Annotated in this window: 13 protein-coding genes; all 13 read left to right on the forward strand. The window is 48.5% G+C overall.

Features of this window, described 5'->3' with window-relative positions; translation table 11 throughout:
- The first annotated feature begins 3 nt into the window (after positions 1 to 3).
- The 13 genes from tssA to tssM all read left to right on the forward strand — a co-directional run bounded on the left by tssA (position 4) and on the right by tssM (position 18,054).
- Positions 4 to 1,071: a type VI secretion system protein TssA gene (tssA, locus tag LVJ85_RS08790; RefSeq protein WP_244738949.1), complete on the forward strand. Its 1,068-nt coding sequence runs from the start codon at positions 4 to 6 to the stop codon at positions 1,069 to 1,071.
- A gap of 70 nt (positions 1,072 to 1,141) precedes the next feature.
- Complete coding sequence (gene tssB / locus LVJ85_RS08795) at positions 1,142 to 1,660, forward strand: type VI secretion system contractile sheath small subunit (protein WP_009115600.1); 519 nt, start codon at positions 1,142 to 1,144, stop codon at positions 1,658 to 1,660.
- A gap of 34 nt (positions 1,661 to 1,694) precedes the next feature.
- On the forward strand, positions 1,695 to 3,194 hold the full coding sequence (tssC, locus tag LVJ85_RS08800) for a type VI secretion system contractile sheath large subunit (protein WP_009115599.1): 1,500 nt from the start codon (positions 1,695 to 1,697) through the stop codon (positions 3,192 to 3,194).
- Between the two features lie 79 nt (positions 3,195 to 3,273).
- The gene (locus LVJ85_RS08805) at positions 3,274 to 3,756 is read left to right on the forward strand and encodes a type VI secretion system tube protein Hcp (RefSeq protein WP_009115598.1); all 483 of its coding nucleotides are present in this window, start codon (positions 3,274 to 3,276) and stop codon (positions 3,754 to 3,756) included.
- 160 nt (positions 3,757 to 3,916) lie between these two features.
- On the forward strand, positions 3,917 to 4,732 hold the full coding sequence (locus LVJ85_RS08810) for a type VI secretion system accessory protein TagJ (RefSeq protein ID WP_244738951.1): 816 nt from the start codon (positions 3,917 to 3,919) through the stop codon (positions 4,730 to 4,732).
- Between the two features lie 32 nt (positions 4,733 to 4,764).
- Complete coding sequence (tssE, locus tag LVJ85_RS08815; protein ID WP_107928955.1) at positions 4,765 to 5,280, forward strand: type VI secretion system baseplate subunit TssE; 516 nt, start codon at positions 4,765 to 4,767, stop codon at positions 5,278 to 5,280.
- Positions 5,273 to 7,249 carry a type VI secretion system baseplate subunit TssF gene (locus tag LVJ85_RS08820; protein ID WP_244738953.1) on the forward strand — a complete coding sequence of 659 codons (1,977 nt, stop codon included), beginning with the start codon at positions 5,273 to 5,275 and terminating at the stop codon, positions 7,247 to 7,249. The genes tssE and LVJ85_RS08820 overlap by 8 nt, the downstream gene beginning before the upstream one ends.
- The gene (gene tssG, locus LVJ85_RS08825; RefSeq protein WP_244738955.1) at positions 7,246 to 8,286 is read left to right on the forward strand and encodes a type VI secretion system baseplate subunit TssG; all 1,041 of its coding nucleotides are present in this window, start codon (positions 7,246 to 7,248) and stop codon (positions 8,284 to 8,286) included. Before LVJ85_RS08820 ends, tssG begins: the two co-directional genes overlap by 4 nt.
- 81 nt (positions 8,287 to 8,367) lie before the next feature.
- Entirely contained in the window at positions 8,368 to 11,016 is a 2,649-nt protein-coding gene (tssH, locus tag LVJ85_RS08830; protein WP_244738957.1) for a type VI secretion system ATPase TssH, read from the forward strand.
- Positions 11,017 to 11,173: 157 nt separating this feature from the next.
- Positions 11,174 to 11,800, forward strand: coding sequence for a type VI secretion system lipoprotein TssJ (gene tssJ / locus LVJ85_RS08835; protein WP_085363581.1), 627 nt, complete (start codon positions 11,174 to 11,176; stop codon positions 11,798 to 11,800).
- Positions 11,801 to 11,831: 31 nt separating this feature from the next.
- Entirely contained in the window at positions 11,832 to 13,175 is a 1,344-nt protein-coding gene (tssK, locus tag LVJ85_RS08840; RefSeq protein ID WP_244738967.1) for a type VI secretion system baseplate subunit TssK, read from the forward strand.
- Positions 13,176 to 13,199: 24 nt separating this feature from the next.
- A complete protein-coding gene (tssL, locus tag LVJ85_RS08845) occupies positions 13,200 to 14,465 on the forward strand; it encodes a type VI secretion system protein TssL, long form (RefSeq protein WP_244738970.1) in 1,266 nt (421 codons plus the stop codon).
- Positions 14,466 to 14,496: 31 nt separating this feature from the next.
- Entirely contained in the window at positions 14,497 to 18,054 is a 3,558-nt protein-coding gene (tssM, locus tag LVJ85_RS08850; protein WP_244738977.1) for a type VI secretion system membrane subunit TssM, read from the forward strand.
- The last annotated feature ends 9 nt before the right edge of the window (positions 18,055 to 18,063 follow it).

An 18,063-nucleotide genomic window follows, 5' to 3' on the forward strand; every position in this document is an offset into this window, starting at 1 on the left:
CTGATGAAAACATTTTCCCGATGGGACGAACCTATTTCCACCGATGCTCCTGAAGGGGTGAATATCGAATACGACAGCCGCTTTCTGGAACTGCAGAGCGCGGCAGAAGGCAAGCCCGAGCAACAATACGGCGACACCATTATTCCGGCGGAAGAACCGGATTGGGCAACGGTAGAGAAATTATGCAACCAATTGCTGGCCGAATCGAAAGACCTGCGCGTCTTGGCTTATTACACGCAAGCCCTTACCGCCAAACACGGGCTTGTCGGATTCTGCGCCGGTTGCGAAGCCATCAAAACCAATGTGGATTCGTATTGGGATTCCATCTACCCCAAGCTCGAAGATGAAGACGGCGAGTACGACCCGTTTTACCGCATCAATGCACTCAGCGCTTTCACAACGCTCGACGGCATCGTTAAAGAAATTTTTCCGGCCAAACTGTTGGTAAACGGGCTAACCCAGCAACCGGTTACCGTAAAAGAAGCGGTTTCCGTGTTACAAGGCAATGACCCGCAAAGCTATCCGGGCGGAAAAGACCGGCTGATGCTCGACATCAGGGTAAGTGCCGACACCGGCAAGCCGGAATTGGTGGCTTTGATCCAAGCATTAGGCCATCTGAAAGAAATCCAAAACACTTTCTCAACCAAGCTGCAAGACGAGCATTCCCTCAATTTCGAGGTCATTCAAAAGCCGCTCACCCTGATTCATAAAGCTGTCAATTACAACGACGGCAGCACACCGCAGCCGCAACAGGCGGAACAAACAGACCGCACAGCCGAAACCTCCGCCGCAAACGGCACGCAAGAGCAAACGGCTTTCCAAGATGCCGATGCGTGGCGCCGTCTGAATATCAAAAACCGCGCCGATGTCGATTTGGCTTTGGAGAAAATCTGCGTCTATTTTGAAACCCTTGAGCCCAGCCACCCTGCCCCGCTGTTTATCCGCAGGGTACAGCGCCTCATGAATATGGACTTCTACGACATCATGAAAGATATCAGTCCAGAAAGCATTGCCAATTTGGAAGTTTTAATCGGCAAACCGGAAGAAGAAACTGGAACTTCCGGCGAGTGAAATAGTCTATTTTTAATAAGCTAAAGTTTGTTGAGAGAAAACAGCTTTAATCATTTAAAGGTTACTGAACATGTCACGAAACAAATCATCTGGTCAAAAGTTTATTGCCCGCAACCGGGCTCCGCGGGTACAGATTGAGTACGATGTAGAACTGTACGGCTCCGAGAAAAAAATCGAACTTCCGTTTGTGATGGGTGTCATGGCCGATCTGGTCGGCAAGCCCGTCGAACCACTGCCCGAATTGGCCGAACGCAAGTTTCTGGAAATTGACGTAGATAATTTCGACGAGCGTATGAAAGCCCTCAAACCGCGCGTGGCGTTCAACGTGAAAAACACGCTCACCGGCGAAGGCAATCTGAACGTAGAGCTCGAATTTGAAAGCATGGACGATTTCTCACCCGCCGCAGTAGCCAAAAAAGTAGAACCTCTAAACGAGCTTTTGCAAGCGCGCACGGAGCTTTCCAACCTGCTCTCATACATGGACGGCAAGAGCGGTGCGGAGGAATTAATCGGAAAAGTCTTGGGCGACAGCGAGCTGCTGAAAAGCCTTGCAGCCGCACCGAAAGCAACACCCAAAGACGAGCAGTAATTTCGGATGAAAACCAATAAAGCGAGAGTGAATCATGGCTGAAAAGCAATTAGATATCCAAGGGGGCGGCGGCGCGCAAACCGCGTTTGCAGCGAGCGAATTTGAACAACTGCTGCAAAAAGAATTCAAACCCAAAACCGAAGAAGCCAAAAGTGCCGTAACCAACGCCGTGGCAACATTGGCCCAACAAGCCTTGCAAAATGTCGTTACGATTTCAGACGACACTTATCAAACCATCGAAGCAATCATTGCCGAACTCGACAGAAAACTTTCCGAACAAATCAACCTGATCATGCACCACGAAGATTTCCAAAAACTGGAAGGCGAATGGCGTGGTTTGCATCATTTGGTTAACAACACCGAAACCGACACCCTGCTGAAAATCAAAGTATTGCCGATTTCCAAAAAAGAAGTTGCCCGCAACCTGAAGCGCTTCAAAGGTACGGCTTGGGATCAAAGCCCGCTGTTCAAACGCATTTACGAAGAAGAATACGGTCAGTTCGGCGGCGAGCCTTTCGGCTGCTTGGTTGGCGACTATTATTTCGACCATTCCGCACCCGATGTGGAAATGCTCAACAGCCTCGAAAAAATTGCCGCGGCCGCACACTGCCCGTTTATCGCCGGCGCATCGCCCAAACTGATGCAGATGGAATCTTGGCAGGAATTGGCCAATCCGCGCGACTTAAGCAAAATCTTCCAAAACGCCGAATACGCACCGTGGCGCAGCCTGCGTGATTCCGAAGATTCACGCTACATCGGCTTGGCCTTGCCGCGTTTCTTGTCGCGCCTGCCTTATGGTGCCAGCACCAATCCTGTGGACGAATTCGATTTCGAAGAAGAAACCGAAGGCGCGGATCACAACAAATACACTTGGGCCAACGCGGCCTATGCGATGGCGGTGAACATCAACCGCTCGTTCAAATACTACGGTTGGTGTACTTCTATCCGCGGCGTGGAATCCGGCGGTATCGTTGAAAACCTGCCCTGCCACACCTTCCCGACCGACGACGGCGGCGTGGACATGAAATGCCCGACCGAAATCGCCATCAGCGACCGCCGCGAAGCCGAGCTGGCAGCATTGGGCTTCATGCCGCTGATCCACCGCAAAAATACCGATTTGGCAGCGTTTATCGGCGCGCAATCCCTGCACAAGCCTGCCGAATATTATGATCCCGATGCTACGGCCAATGCGCGTTTGTCCGCCCGCCTGCCTTATCTGTTTGCATGCTGCCGCTTCGCCCACTATCTGAAATGTATCGTGCGCGACAAAGTCGGTTCCTTCCGCGAACGCGAAGATATGGAGCGCTGGCTGAACGAATGGATTATGAATTATGTAGACGGCGACCCGATTAACTCTACCCAAGAAACAAAAGCCCGCAAACCGTTGGCGGCGGCGGAAGTAGTGGTGGAAGAAGTGGAAGACAACCCCGGATACTACACTTCCAAATTCTTCCTGCGCCCGCACTACCAACTTGAGGGGCTTACCGTTTCATTGCGCTTAGTTTCCAAACTGCCTTCGGCTAAACAGGAATAGTCGGGTTTGGTTTATTTAGTCGGGCATACTCATGCCCTGTTGTCTGATCGCTTAAATTTCTTAACAAGGAGAGTAAAACATGGCTATTGATATGTTCATGAAAGTTGAAGGTGTAAACGGCGAATCAAAAGATGCCAACCACAAAGACTGGACCAATATCGAAAGTTTCGACTGGGGTGCCGAGCAACCCGGTTCGATGACCAGCGGTGGTGGCGGTGGTGCCGGCAAAGTGAATTTTAACGACTTGACCGTAGTTGCCGCCATTGATAAAGCCGCTCCGACCATTCTGAAAAACTGTGCTACCGGCCAACACTTGAGCAAAGTAGAAATCTCCGTGTGCAAAGCCGGCGGCGAACAGATCGAATATTCGCGCACCACATTGGAAGACGTTTTGGTAACCGGTGTGAAATTCATCGGCGTACAAGGCAATGACGCGCTGAAAATGCGTTACTCATTCCAAGCTGCCAAAGTGAAAAACCAATATTGGGAACAAACCGATAAAGGTTCCAAAGGCGCCGAAGTTCAGATGGCCTTCAACATCAAAGAAAACAAATCTGCATAATCCTTATGCACGTTTAGTTGGAGAAGCCTGGCTTAAAAGGCGTTTTAAGTCAGGCTTTACATATATATACTTTTCAGACGGCCTCTACCCTTCCTGAAAAGTCAATTCGGGCTTTCGCTCTTACTACACTTTCTACAAAAACAAACAAGGAGTTGCTGAGATGGATTTGAAAACTAAATTATCGGACATGATTGAGCTGGTGCGTTCAAATCCCGACAATCAGGAACACCGTTTGGCATTGATTCAATATCTTTGCCTGTGCGCAAAATGGGATCAGGCGCTGAAACAGATCGGGCAATACCAAAAACTCTTCCCCAACACCCAAAAGCCCCTGATGCTCTATCTCATTGAAAACATCGAAGCAGAAATGCGCCGCCAAGCCGTTTTAACGGCACAGCAAAAGCCGAAAACGCTGGAACAGCAAGCCGGCAAGCTCGATATTCTGCAAAAACAACTCTCTTTGGTCGCTCATGTAGCAGAACAAAAAAGCACGGCTCTTGCCGACGGCTATGCCATTTTATCCGACCACATCGACGAAACACCGATAAACATTACCTATCTTCTGGCAGACAAATCGGTTGCAGACACCGGCGGCAACTGGATTATCGACGGCGATGTACGTACCGCTTTTGTTTACGAATACTTCTACCGCGGCCACTACTACTGGCAAACTTGGGGCTCTATCGAAAGCATTTCTTTCAAAGCACCCGCTTCCTTGCTCGACGTGATTTGGAGGCCGTCTGAAATCACATTCAGCCACGGCGAATGCATCCAATGCACCAGCCCCGCCCGCTATGCCGTTTTACCCGATGCAGAATCGGAATGGTCGGATCTGCTGCTGCAATGCGCGCAAACCGACTGGGTTGAAGTGGCAGACCAGCTTTTCACCGGCATCGGCCAGAAGATGCTGTACACCGACAACCACGATTTCGGCCTGTTGGATATCCGCAGCATTAAATTCGAGCAACACCGTTAAACCCACCCATCTGTCAGCCACGGCAATTAATCATGTCGCAATTCAGAAATCAACTGCTGCCTTCTTTGTTCGACAGACTCACCGACGAAGAGCCGCGCAAAAAAAAAGAAGCACGACCCGATCAGGCCATCAATCTTGACCAATATCGGCAAGCCGTGCTGCGCGATATTCTTTACCTGCTGAACACCTGCAACCTGCAAGCGGAAACCATGGAGCAACACCTGCCCGAAAACGTGCGTTCTTCCACGCTCAACTACGGCATTCCGCCCCTTTCCGGCGTTAATTTTTCCGACATAGAATGGCAGGACGTGGAGCAAAACATCAAGCAGGCCATTCTCGATTTCGAACCACGGCTCGACAGCAAATCGCTGCAAGTGATTGTGAACACCGAAGACGATGACGACGATGCCTTGCACAACAAACTGATTATTGAAATCAAAGGCCATCTGAAACTCAACCCTTATCCAAAAGAATTCCTGCTGCGAACCAGCATGGATATCGAAACCGGGCTGTTTAATTTATTAGAAGGGGGAACGGGCCGTGAATAACAAATTACTGTCTTATTACAATAAAGAGCTGGCCTTCCTGAAAGAAATGGGCAGGGAGTTTGCGCTCAAATATCCCAAAGTGGCTTCCCGACTGGCCTTAGATACTTCCGACATTCCCGATCCTTACGTCGAACGGCTGCTGGAAGGCGTTAGCTTTCTCACCGCCCGCACCCAGCTTAAACTGGATGCGGAATATCCCCGTTTCGTGCAAAGAATTTTAGAAGTCGTTTACCCCGACTTCATCAACCAAAAACCGGCGGCGGCCATTGTCAATTTAGAACCCGCAGGCCAATACAACGCCGATGTTATCAATCTGCTGGAGCGCGGCAGAATATTGAGGTCGCTGCCGATTGACGAATTCAAGGTAAGCTGCCCGTTTTCGGTAACCAAAACCACCGAAATCCTGCCGCTGCGTATAGAAAAAGCCAAATATACCGATTCGCTCGGTTATTTGCCGGGTACGCTTCCCATGCTCAAACCCTATTCCGGCAAAAAAGTGCAATCCGCCCTACGCTTGGATTTTTCGCTCAGCGTGCCCGGGGCGTGTTCGGAAATGCTGCCGGACAAATTGCCTGTGTTTTTAGGCACGGAGCTTTCCAAGTCGTCTTCTTTGCTGTTCCTGCTGGCTTCCGAATGCGTGGGCGTAGTCTGCCACAGTTATGAAAACCCCAAACAATGGCACTACGCACTGCCGTCCAAACCGGAACATAGCGGATTCCGCGAAGACGAAGCCTTGTCTTTCAATCTGGACAAATCGGTCAGCGCGTTCCGGATTCTTCAGGAATATGCGCGGTTGCCGGAAAAATTCCTGTTTATTGCCCAAAAAGATATCAAGCAAGCTGTCCGGCAGGCCGAAAAAGAAGGTCATCTGCCCAAAGTGCCCGAACAGTTGGAAGAAATCGTGAGCGACAAGGGCATCAATAAGAAAATCATCACTTACCGCAAACGCTATTTCAGCCTGTCATTTTTGTTCAGCCACAAAATACCCGAGCTGACGGATCTGGTCGGCGTGGAAGATTTTTCCGTAAACGCCGTGCCGGTGGTGAATCTATTCAGGAAAAAGAGCGCGCGCTTTCCCGTGAACATTCAAGATCGGGAACACCATGTCGTTATCGACCGCACCCAGCCGCTGAATTACGAAGTCCACTCTATCGAGCAAGTGAAAGGTTTCGACACCAACAACCGCCAAACCGTGGTTTTTTCGCCGATGTACAAAGCGCCGGATATGGGTTTGTTTCCCGAAGCGCAAACCCAACACGCTTATTTTTCAGCACGGCGGGCAGACAGGATGCCGTCTGAAAACGCCGTTAAAAACGGTTTCCGCTCTTCCTATCTGGGTAGCGAAGTGTTTTTGTCGCTGGCCGACAATAAAGACTACGCCTTCAATTCAGGCATCCAGCACCTTTCCGTCGATGCTTGGTGTACCAGCAGGGATTTGCCGCTGATGATGCCGCGCGACGGTGAGTCGGATTTTCTGATCGAAGGTTTTTTGCCGGTCAGCTCGATCAAACTGATTTCCAAACTGACGCGGCCTCTAGCGGCGGTTAGCGAAGACAGAACACTTTGGCCGTTTTTAAACCAATTGAGCCTGAACTATCTGTCGCTGCTGAACACCGACCAAGAAGATGCCCCCGTTACCTTGAAAGAATTATTGATGGTGTTTGTTTCTTCCGAAAACGATTTGCTGAAGAAACAGATCGAGTCGATCACGCGGGTGGACACCGCCGTCGTGAATAAAGTGGTTCGCCATCACGGTACCGCCGCTCCGGTGCGCGGCATCAAAATCACCGTTACGCTCGACGACGCACAATTGGGCGGCATCCATCCCTTCCTGTTTGGCTCGGTTTTAAACCATTACTTCCGGCGCTTGGTGTCGATCAACTCATTCATACAACTGCAGATCGACACGCTCCAACAAGGGCATGTGGCCACGTGGCCAACCGCGGTTGGAGAAAGGGTAATCATATGAGTCCGGTTAACGTGCAAACGGATTTCGGCGACCCGCTGGACGATGCTTGGGATGAAAAACTCACCGGCTTTTTAAACAAAGTCGCCTCCCAGCCGTATAAATATGACTACTTTTCACTCTTGCGCCAGCTTGAGTCGGTTAAATTTGTTACTGGCGGCAAAATGTTGGGCAAGGCCGTCAGCCCGAAAATGGAAAAAATCAGAATCCGCCAAGAGCCTTCGCTTATTTTTTCCCCGCGCAACATCCAATCGGTAACGCTGTCGCCCCATTATGCGGAAATTTCCATCAACGGCTTCGGTTTGTTCGGCCCTTCCGGCCCCCTGCCCTTGCATTTGACCGAATATGCCTACGAGCGCCAACACCAGCACGGCGACCGTACATGGACGGGCTTTGCCAATATGCTGCAACACCGTTTGGCGGTCTTGTTTTATCGGGCATGGGCCAACGCGCAGAGCATTACTTCTTTAGACAAAAACGCCGACGACCGCTTCGGCAGATACATCGCCAGCTTCAACGGCCTGAATACTCCGCCCATACACAATGAAGGCTTGATTCACGAATTTGCCAAGCGTTATTTTGCCGGTTTGCTGATGAAGCAAAGCCGTTCCGCCGCCAACCTGCAACAGTTGCTCAACCGCTATTTCAAAGCGCCCGTTACCATTCAAACCAATGTCGGATACTGGGTTGAAGTTGCCGAGGAAAAAACGCAAATCGGCGCAACAGGCGGCTATACGCTGGGAGAAGGTTTGCTGCTGGGCGACAAACTTTACGATGTTCAAAGCAAATTCCGCATCATCGTCGGCCCGCTGACTCTGCCGGCCTACCGGTCGTTTTTCAAAGACGGCACCAACACCGCCCGCCTGCGGGAATGGGTGCGCCTGTTTGCCGCAGACGAATACGAATGGGACATACAGCCCGTTTTGATGCAAAAAGAAGTTCCCCCGATGGATTTGGGCGGGCAAACCCAGCTCGGCTTATCGACTTGGCTGGGCAATGTTTCCCGCGACGCTGAAGACTTAATCGTCAGCAACCGTTAAACGGCTTTTTCAGACGGCCTCATCCTGATAAAAGCCTCTTACAAACCGTTTTGGACATGTTGGATTATTTAAGGAAATCTTATGTCAGACATCAGCCGCAGCGTATTATTCGGTAAGTTGAATACTACCTTATACAAAACTCTGGAAAATGCCTACACATTCTGCCGCCTTCGGGAAAACAGCTATGTCGAGCTGGTGCACTGGCTCCATTCCCTGCTGCAAACCGAAAAAACCGACATTTTCTGCCTGATAAACCGTTTCAATTTAGACGAAGCGAAAGTACGCAAAGACGTATTGGCCGCCGTGGAAAAACTGCCCGCCGGCGCCACTGCCGTTATCGATTTTTCCGAGCATATCCAAACCCTTGTCGAACAAACTTGGACATACAGCTCGCTGAAATTCGGCACCGACAAAATCCGCACGGCGCATATTTTCTACACCATGCTGCAAAATAAAACTTTGCAGGGCATCTTGGCCAACATTTCATCGGAATTCCTCAAAATCAAACCCGAAACGCTGGCAGACGACATCATCGCCATTACCGCCGGTTCGGAAGAAAATCTCGATGCCGCTAAAAACGCCTTATCTTCGGAGCCTACCGCCACCCACAAAGAAAGTGCGTTGGCCAAATACGGCAGCAACCTTACCGAAAAAGCTAAAAACGGCGAAATAGACCCGCTCACCGGCCGCGATGCCGAAATCAGACAAATCATCGACATCCTGATGCGCCGCCGCCAAAACAACCCGATTCTCACGGGCGAAGCCGGTGTCGGCAAAACCGCCGTGGTCGAAGCGTTGGCCTTGCGCTTGGCTGCAGGCGACGTGCCGCCCGGATTGCAAGACGTACAGTTAATCCTGCTGGACATCGGCCTGCTCAAAGCCGGTGCCAGCATCAGCGGCGAATTTGAATCGCGGCTCAGGGCGGTGATGGACGAAGTCGAATCCAGCCCCACGCCGATTGTGCTGTTTATTGACGAAATCCACACCTTAATCGGCGCGGGCGGCGCAGCCGGCACGGGCGATGCCGCCAACCTGCTCAAACCCGCTTTGGCCCGCGGCAAACTGCGCACCATCGGCGCAACAACATGGGCGGAATACAAAAAATACTTTGAAAAAGACCCCGCCCTCACCCGCCGTTTCCAAGTCGTGCAGGTAGACGAACCCGACGAAGAAAAAGCCGTCAACATGCTCAGAGCGTTAAACGCCTCGCTGGAAAAACACCATAAGGTGATTATTCTCAACGAAGCGATTCAGGCGGCCGTAAAACTCTCCCATCGTTATATTCCCGCACGCCAACTGCCCGATAAAGCCGTCGGCCTGATCGATACCGCCTGCGCGCGCGTTGCCGTCAGCCAGCACGCCGTACCCGGCAGCATCGAGTATCTGCAGAAAAAATCCGAAGCATTAAAGCTCGAACAAGCCCATCTGGAACGCGAGAAAAAGCTCAATTTCGATTCCGAAGAGCGGATGGCGAATATCGGCAAAGAATTGGCCGAAGTTGAAGGCCGTCTGAAAGAATTGGAAGAAAGATGGCAAACAGAAACCGGCTTGGTTGCCGAGCTGTTGGCCGTACGCGAACAAATCATGCAGGCAGGGCAAGAAACCGCCGATGATGAAAGCAAGCAGTTGTACGCACGCCAAAAAGAGCTGGTCGACAAACTGAAAGAACTGCAAGGTATCCAACCGCTGGTGATGCCGTTGGTCGACAGCCGCACGATTGCCGACGTGGTAGCCGACTGGACGGGCATTCCCGTCGGCAAAATGATGAAAGACGAAGTCGAGGCCGTATTGCAACTGGCCGATACTTTAAACAAACGCATCATCGGCCAACGCCACGGCTTGGATGCGATTTCCCGCCGCATTCAAACCTCGCGTGCCAATCTCGACAATCCCAACAAACCCATCGGCGTTTTCATGCTGGCAGGCCCTTCCGGTGTGGGTAAAACCGAAACCGCGCTGGCTCTGGCCGACACCTTGTACGGCGGCGAGCAAAACGTGATTACCATCAACATGAGCGAATATCAGGAAGCGCACACCGTATCCACCCTGAAAGGCACACCGCCGGGATATGTCGGTTACGGCGAAGGCGGCGTGCTGACCGAAGCCGTACGCCGCAAACCGTATAGCGTTATCCTGCTCGACGAAGTGGAAAAAGCGCACCCCGACGTGCATGAAATCTTTTTCCAAGTATTCGATAAAGGTTGGATGGAAGACGGCGAAGGCCGCTACATCGACTTCAAAAACACCATCATCATCCTCACCACCAACGTCGGTACGGATTTGATTATGGACATGTGCGATGACCCCGACATGCTGCCGACTCCGGAAGGCTTGGCCAAAGCCTTGCGCACACCCATGCTGAAAGTTTTCCCCGCCGCCCTGCTGGGCCGCATGCAGGTTATCCCCTACTATCCGCTATCCGACGACATGCTCGCGAAAATTGTTGAATTGCAATTGGGCCGTATCGTGAAACGAATCAAAGACAACCACAATATCGACCTGACCTATTCACCCGAAGTGCTGAAGCTGATTACCTCGCGCTGCACCGAAGTCGAATCGGGCGGCCGTATGATCGATGCGATTCTCACCAATACCGTTCTGCCGCAAATCAGCCGCGAACTGCTTACTTGCGCAACACAAGGCAAACAGGTCTCTGCAGTGAGCATCGGCGTGAAAGACCATGACTTTACATACAAATATAAATTCAAGAAAAAAGATAATCTTAAGTAAAAAGGAAAAACTAAAATTTGTTTCGCCTTTCTAACGCTTAATGTTTACAATTTGTATAATGTAAACACAAGTTATCAAACGACATAATATATAAATGATGAGATTTATTACATGCTAAACAATGTAATAAATTACCAACCAAGATTAGGCAGTCGAAATGCATAAAAAATTAATGAAATATACATTATTCTTGGCAATACCTTTAGTATTGAGCGCATGTGCTTCCAATCATAAACCGCCGAAAGAATCCGATGAAAGCGGAGAAAAGATTGATGTCCAAATCCTTGTTTCGCCTGATGTAAACCCCGATTTGGTCGGCCGCCCTTCACCCATCCGCTTGGATTTATATCAATTGTCTTCCGATGGCGAGTTTAAGAAAGCAAACTATTTCGAGCTTACCAACAACGCCAAAGAAACTTTAGGCGATAAATTAATCCAGCAAAACCAATTCATGCTGCACCCGGATACGGTTACGATATTGCCGATTAAAATGGATTCCCACCTGAAATACTTAGGTGTAGTAGCCAGTTATCGTGATTTGGATAACAGCGAATGGCAACTGACATTGTTGAAACAGAAAAAACGCTGGTATCAATTCGGCAAGCATTATTTCTATTTAAATCTCGGCAAAAACAAATTGAGTCAATTGTCGAAGGCGGAAATGAGAAACATGCTGCAAGAATATAAAGAACGTCACCCCGACAACAAACGCATTAAAGAAAGCGGCAAAGTTCACAAACACGACAGCGACCTTAGCAAAGGCGTTTTCCGTGAAGAAAAATAATAACTTTATATAGAAGATTTAGGTTGAAAACATGGCGATAGAAGCAAAAGTGGTCTGGTCTGAGGGAATCTTCATTGCTCCCCAACATTTCCAGCAATTTGAACGTTACATTGAATCCGGTTTACGTCAATTAGCCGTTTCCCGTGAAGGCTATTTTTGGGGATTTTCTTCACTCGTTTTGGATTCAGACGGCCTCAAGCGCGGGGTAATCGGTATTCGTGAAGCAGAAGGCGTGTTTCCCGACGGCTCGGTCTTTTTACTTTCTCAGAAACAACTCGAAAATCTGAGCTTAACCGTTCCTGCCAATATTAAAGACACCAAAATCTGCTTGGCCGTTAACTTACCCTCTTCCGTGAACAATGAGATTTGCTTTCCGGATCAAGACTCAACTGCCCCTCACCGCTATAAAGCATTTGATAAAACACTTGCAGATACCACCAATACCGAATTAGACGGCCGCCAAGTTACGTTGGCAGAACTTAACCCCATGCTGGTTTTAGAAAGCGATGTTACCAGCGGACAAACTGCCCTCCCCATAGCGCTTATCCATTCCAGTTCGGCAGATTTCGAGGTGGTCTTAGACGAATCCTATATCCCACCCTGTCTCGGCAGCCAAAAGCAACAGCATTTAAAGGCTTATATTTCAGAGATATACGGTCTGCTAATGCAGAAAAGCAATAGTTTGGCCAATGCTGTAAACGATCCCAATACCGGAGGTTCTGTTGAAGTGATGGATTTCATGATGCTCCAAACCATCAACAGATATTTAGCCTATTTACACCATGAAAATGAAGGCGCCCGCCAAACTCATCCGGAACAATTATTCGTTAATCTTTCGAAGTTGTGTGCCGATTTGATGACTTTCTTACCTGCCCGCAAAGTAGGCGAAATTCCTGTGTATCAGCACAACGACTTGGCCTCATGCTTCGGAAAATTATTTTTCAATCTGCGTAAATCACTTTCTATCGTGCTTGAACAAAGAGCGATCAGAATTCCTCTCGACATGCGTGACGAGGCAACGCACGTTGCCCAAACGCCTGATCAAAGCCTGCTGGATAAAGCCTCATTCGTTCTCGCCATCAAAGCCGATATGCCGAACGAAGCATTGCGCCAAAAAATTCCAAGCGTGGTGAAGATAGGTACGGTGGAAAAAGTAAAAGAATTAGTCGCCTACCACCTGCCCGGAATCAGAGTACATGCCTTATCCGTTGCACCGAGAGAATTGCCCTACCACAGCGGCTATGTTTATTTCGAGTTGGATAAAAAACACGAGATGTGGGACATGTTTGACACTTCTTCAGGCATGGCCTTTCATTTAGCCGGTAATTTTCCGAATTTAGATGTTGAATTTTGGGCAATTAAGTCTTTGAGTTAATTTGGTTTAATTTGGAATTTCATTATGAATAACCAGAATAATGCAACACATAGCGCAGTAAATATCTACAACCCTTTGATTGAAGCTGCCAAACCCGTTTTTATCTTGGTGAATGCCATGCAGCAAACCACCAGTCAACTCTCTACCGACAGCTTGATTAATAAGTTTTCTCTTTTAATCAATAACTTTGAAGAGAATGCTGAGAAAAACGGAGCGAAATATGATGCCATTCAAGCTGCGAAATACTGCTTGTGTACATTCGTAGACGAATTGGCCGTCCGTGCAGGCTGGGCAGATGAAACGTGGTCGAAAAACAGCCTGCTGGTGTCCTTTTACGATGAGACATGGGGTGGTGAGCGCTTTTTTGAAATTATTCAAAACTTAAAGCAAGACCCTGATAAAAACATCGATTTATTAGAGTTTATGTACTTGTGCCTGCAATTCGGCTACAAGGGTAAATATCAAGTTTTAAACAGCGGCGAGCTGGAAATCGACAAAATCAAAAGAGACTTGCTCGCCTTGATTCACAGCAAACGGCCGGATCAAACCGTTAATCTCTTCAAGCACGATCCGATTGTTACCAACACCATCCAGCGAAAACAGCGGCTGACCATTCCTTTATGGGTAGTAGGCGTATTAGGCGCAGTTGCTTTGGGAATAGGCTATTTCGCGATGCAATGGTCGTTGGGCGATGACTTTGATACTGCCAGCACAAAAGTAAACAGCCTCAAACTTCCCGCTGTCGCACCTAAACAGCAGGAAACCAAAAACACCATCCGCCTGCGGCCTTTATTGGAAAACGAAATCGCCAGAAAGCTGGTATCTGTTGAAGACTCCCAAGACAGAAGCACGGTAACCATTTTGGGCGACGGTTTGTTTGAATCAGGCTCCGCACAGATTCAAGACCAATACTACCCCGTCTTGGCTACGGTCGGTCAGGCTTTGGATAGTGTCGAAGGGCAAATTGTCGTTACAGGCTATACCGATGACAAGCCTATTCAAAGCTTGAATTTCCCGTCCAACTGGCATCTCTCACAAGGTCGGGCTGATGCGGTAAAAGAAATTCTCTTAACTTACGTTAAAAACGGCGGAACGCGTATCCGTTCGGAAGGACGCGGTTCGACCAATCCGGTTGTACCGAACGATACTGTGGAAAACAGAGCCAAAAACCGACGGGTTGAAATCACCCTATTCACGACCGGCAGCGGCCCTAAACTGGGCAGCGCAGTAGAAGTGCAAACCAACGCTCCGGCTGCTCAACCAAGCAGCGATGTCAGTGCAGGTCAATAATCTGAAATTGGATTGATACGGAAAAACAAACATGAAAAAAATTCTTTATTTTCTAGGTTCCCGTTCTTTATGGGTAATGTTGGGTATCGCCGGTCTGATTATATTGGTATGGTTTATCGGCCCGCTGATTTCCATAGGAGAAATCCGTCCTTTAGCGAGCAAAGTCGTGCGCTTTGCCGTGTGTGCTGCCATTGTCGGTATTTGGTTGGCTAAAGCCGTATTCCGTCAATATCGCGAATCGCGTCGTAATGCGGCTTTATTAAAAGAAATCAAAGCCGCACAAGAACCCATTTTGAAAAGTGCAAGCGATATCAGCTCTATGAGCCGCCAGTTTGCCGAGATGGACAAAGTGCTGAAAAACGCCAAGTTTTCCAAATCGAAAAACAGCCTATTGGCGAGACTGGAAGAAGGTCAATACCTTTACCAAATGCCGTGGTATGTCGTTTTGGGTGCAGCAGGCTCCGGTAAAACCACAGCTCTGAAACGCTCCGGCCTTAATTTCCCGCTGGAAAGCACTTTGGGAACGTCTGTCAGCGGCTTGGCAGGCACACGAGATTGCGATTGGTTTTTATCTGATGAAATCGTTTTGCTGGATACTGCCGGCAGATTGTCTCTACACGATAACCACAGCAATAAAGATTCCAGCGACTGGGAAGAATTTGTATCGTTGCTGAAACGCTACCGCCCCAAACAACCTATCAACGGTGTATTAGTTACTGTGGGCGTGGATGATTTATTAGGCGGTAAAACCAATATCACGGAAATATCGGCTGAACTGCGCAAAAGAATCCACGAAATGCATACCAAACTAGGTATTCATTTCCCTGTTTACCTCATGATTACCAAACTGGATTTGCTACATGGTTTTGATAAATTCTTCGCTCATTTAACAGAAGAGCAAAGAAACCAATACTTAGGTATTTCCCTGTCTGACACAGAAGGAATGGAAACGCCGATTGCCACCGCATCCAATGCCTTATCGGAGATTGTGGATAAATTGCGCTCGTCTATGTTAGGCACCATCCACCAATTGGAATCTTCTGAAGACAAAGCTGCTGCTTTTGCTTTCCCTGAGGAGTTTGAACGTCTGAACCAAGCCGTGCTTTCTCTCTTTAAAGAGCTATCCAAATCTTCTAAATTTGAGCAACCGATTGCATGGAGAGGTGTCTACTTTTCAAGCGGTACTCAAACCGGGCAGCATCTCAACCCCATCTTGGAAGGTTTGCAAAGCGATTTCCAATTATCAAGAAAATACTTGGATTCGGAGAGAACCGCAGCTCAGACCTCTGATCGCAGCTTCTTCCTGAACAGATTGTTTTCCGACGTTATCCTCAGCGAAGCAAACTTAGCCGGGGAAAATAAATCTTGGTTCGTCAAAAACCAAATGCTGTATTGGCTCGGCGTCGGCGCGATTGCGGCTACCGTAATTACCTGCTTGACCATGATGTTGAACAGCTACTCCAATAACCGTTCCTATTTGGAACAGGTTGGCAGCAAAGCAACTAAATTGGGCATGGATGCAAAAAAATATGCAGATGCGCCCGATTTGCTTAAAGCGGTAACGTTTGCAGAACACGTTAGAGACACCACCAGAAGCAGCGAAATTCCCGATCTCTCATCCCCTCCCCTCGGCTACCGTATGGGTCTGTATCAAGGCGCTCAAATGGAGGACGTGGGTGAGTCTGCCTACCGCAGAATTCTCCAAGACAACGTAATGCCTTTAATCAGCTATAAGCTGGACGAGCTTCTGCGCACAACCAGCGGTTCAGACGGCATCAATGGCTATAACGCTTTAAAAGCCTATCTGATGATGTTTAATAAAGAACATTTCGATGCGGCTTTTATGCAAAACTGGCTGATGTCTAATCTGTCTAAAGCAGAATCTTCAGGCATGAGCGAGCAGCAAAAAAAATCTGTCGAGAAGGCTTTAAACCAAATCCTTTCCAAGCAAAGCATCACGCCCAGCGTACCCTATGATGAAGCATTGGTAGAACGCCGCAGGCAGGAAATTGCCCAAAGGGATATTGCCACCATGGTATTGGAAGATACCGTGAATACGGTTGCCCGCTCAGGCAAAGAAGGGGTTACACCTGTTTCCTTTTCCAGCATGGGCGGTGTACAAAGCCACTTATTGTTCCGTCGGAAAACAGGCGGGGCTTTAAAAGAACCGATTAACTTCATCTATACCAAAGAGGCATACATCACCAAAGTATTACCTGCCATGGTTAAATCGGCAGAACAGTTTTTTAACGAAGATAACTGGGTGCTGGGTAATTACGCCTCTTTAAGCCAAAGCAAGGCTTCCGTTCTTTCCGATGCCCAAAGGCTCTATTTCAGCAACTACATTAGAGTATGGAATAATTATTTAGCCGACTTGTCATTAGTTACGCCGAAATCATCGCGCGAGAGCATTCAGATTGCCAAACTGCTGTCTGAAAAAAATTCCCCTTTGGCTAATATCATCAAAGGAATTAGCGATAACACAACGCTAACCATTGATAATCGGGTCACTGAAAAAGCAGGCAGCAAAATTGCCGATTGGTTAAACAGAGCCGGCCTCTCCAAGCTTTTAGGCGCTGAAGGTGAAGCCAATGTGAAAAACGAATTGGCCGCTTTAAAACAAGCAACACCTGTTGATGATGCTTTTGCAGACTTCCATATACTGACCGAAACCACAAATGATCAGCCTCCCGCCATTAACGGCATTACCGAAGCCATCAACGATTTGTATGTTTATTTGGTTGCCGTTAACGTTGCGGTAGAAAAAGGGGTGGATCTGCCTCCCGACGATCCTTTTGTGAAATACAAGGCCGAAGTAAACCGACTGCCCTCACCTTTCCGCCAAATGCTGGACAATTTTTCTGAGATTATCTTGAAAAACACCGATAAGATTGTCGATGAGAAACTCATGTCTACTTTGGAAAAACAATTGGCTACTCTAACTAACAGTTGCCAAGAAACCCGCCAACAGGGCTATCCTTTCGAAAGAGGGTCGGAAAACAATGTTGCCTTGGAAAGTTTCTCCAGCATCTTCGGCCCTAACGGCATCTACAACAAATTTACCAACTTATCAGGCGAAGCTGCCGTGTTGGCTCGCTCGGAAAAGCTGGAAACATTAACGGCTAAAAACAGCGCATTTAAAGACCGCTTTTCCAAATTGGACGACATAGCAGCCATCCGACAAGGCTATTTCGACAAAGGTTCGGAAACCCCTTCGTTTGATTTCGCAGTTAAAGTTTTGATTCTCGATGCCAGCTTGGAGAGCGTAAATATTTCGTACGACGGAAAAAGCTATGTATACAGCCACGGGCCTGTTAATCCTGCGACCTTTACTTGGCCGTCTAAAAATGAAAACGCTTTGGCCAAAATAGACATTTCTTCCCCTCAAATCAACAGCGCCGGTATCAGCGCCACCGGGCCGTGGTCAATCTTCCGCCTGATTGAAAAAGGAAAAATCGTCCGCCAAACAGGGAACACCACCGTGGTTGAATACAACATCCAAGGCAAAAACGTTGTGGTTGAATTTACAACCTCTACCGCATCGAACCCCTTTAATTTAAATAAATTAAGGAATTTTCAGTGCGTTTAAGCGTCTAAT

It is taken from the genome of Neisseria sp. Dent CA1/247 (assembly GCF_022870825.1).
GTDB classification, from domain to species: domain Bacteria; phylum Pseudomonadota; class Gammaproteobacteria; order Burkholderiales; family Neisseriaceae; genus Neisseria; species Neisseria zoodegmatis.

Coding starts and splice junctions, on each gene's coding strand:
- tssH (WP_244738957.1), top strand. CDS start 8,368: ATGTCAGACATCAGCCGCAGCGTATTATTCGGTAAGTTGAATACTACC.
- tssK (WP_244738967.1), top strand. CDS start 11,832: ATGGCGATAGAAGCAAAAGTGGTCTGGTCTGAGGGAATCTTCATTGCT.
- tssG (WP_244738955.1), top strand. CDS start 7,246: ATGAGTCCGGTTAACGTGCAAACGGATTTCGGCGACCCGCTGGACGAT.
- tssJ (WP_085363581.1), top strand. CDS start 11,174: ATGCATAAAAAATTAATGAAATATACATTATTCTTGGCAATACCTTTA.
- tssM (WP_244738977.1), top strand. CDS start 14,497: ATGAAAAAAATTCTTTATTTTCTAGGTTCCCGTTCTTTATGGGTAATG.
- tssC (WP_009115599.1), top strand. CDS start 1,695: ATGGCTGAAAAGCAATTAGATATCCAAGGGGGCGGCGGCGCGCAAACC.
- tssA (WP_244738949.1), top strand. CDS start 4: ATGAAAACATTTTCCCGATGGGACGAACCTATTTCCACCGATGCTCCT.
- tssE (WP_107928955.1), top strand. CDS start 4,765: ATGTCGCAATTCAGAAATCAACTGCTGCCTTCTTTGTTCGACAGACTC.
- LVJ85_RS08810 (WP_244738951.1), top strand. CDS start 3,917: ATGGATTTGAAAACTAAATTATCGGACATGATTGAGCTGGTGCGTTCA.
- tssL (WP_244738970.1), top strand. CDS start 13,200: ATGAATAACCAGAATAATGCAACACATAGCGCAGTAAATATCTACAAC.
- tssB (WP_009115600.1), top strand. CDS start 1,142: ATGTCACGAAACAAATCATCTGGTCAAAAGTTTATTGCCCGCAACCGG.
- LVJ85_RS08805 (WP_009115598.1), top strand. CDS start 3,274: ATGGCTATTGATATGTTCATGAAAGTTGAAGGTGTAAACGGCGAATCA.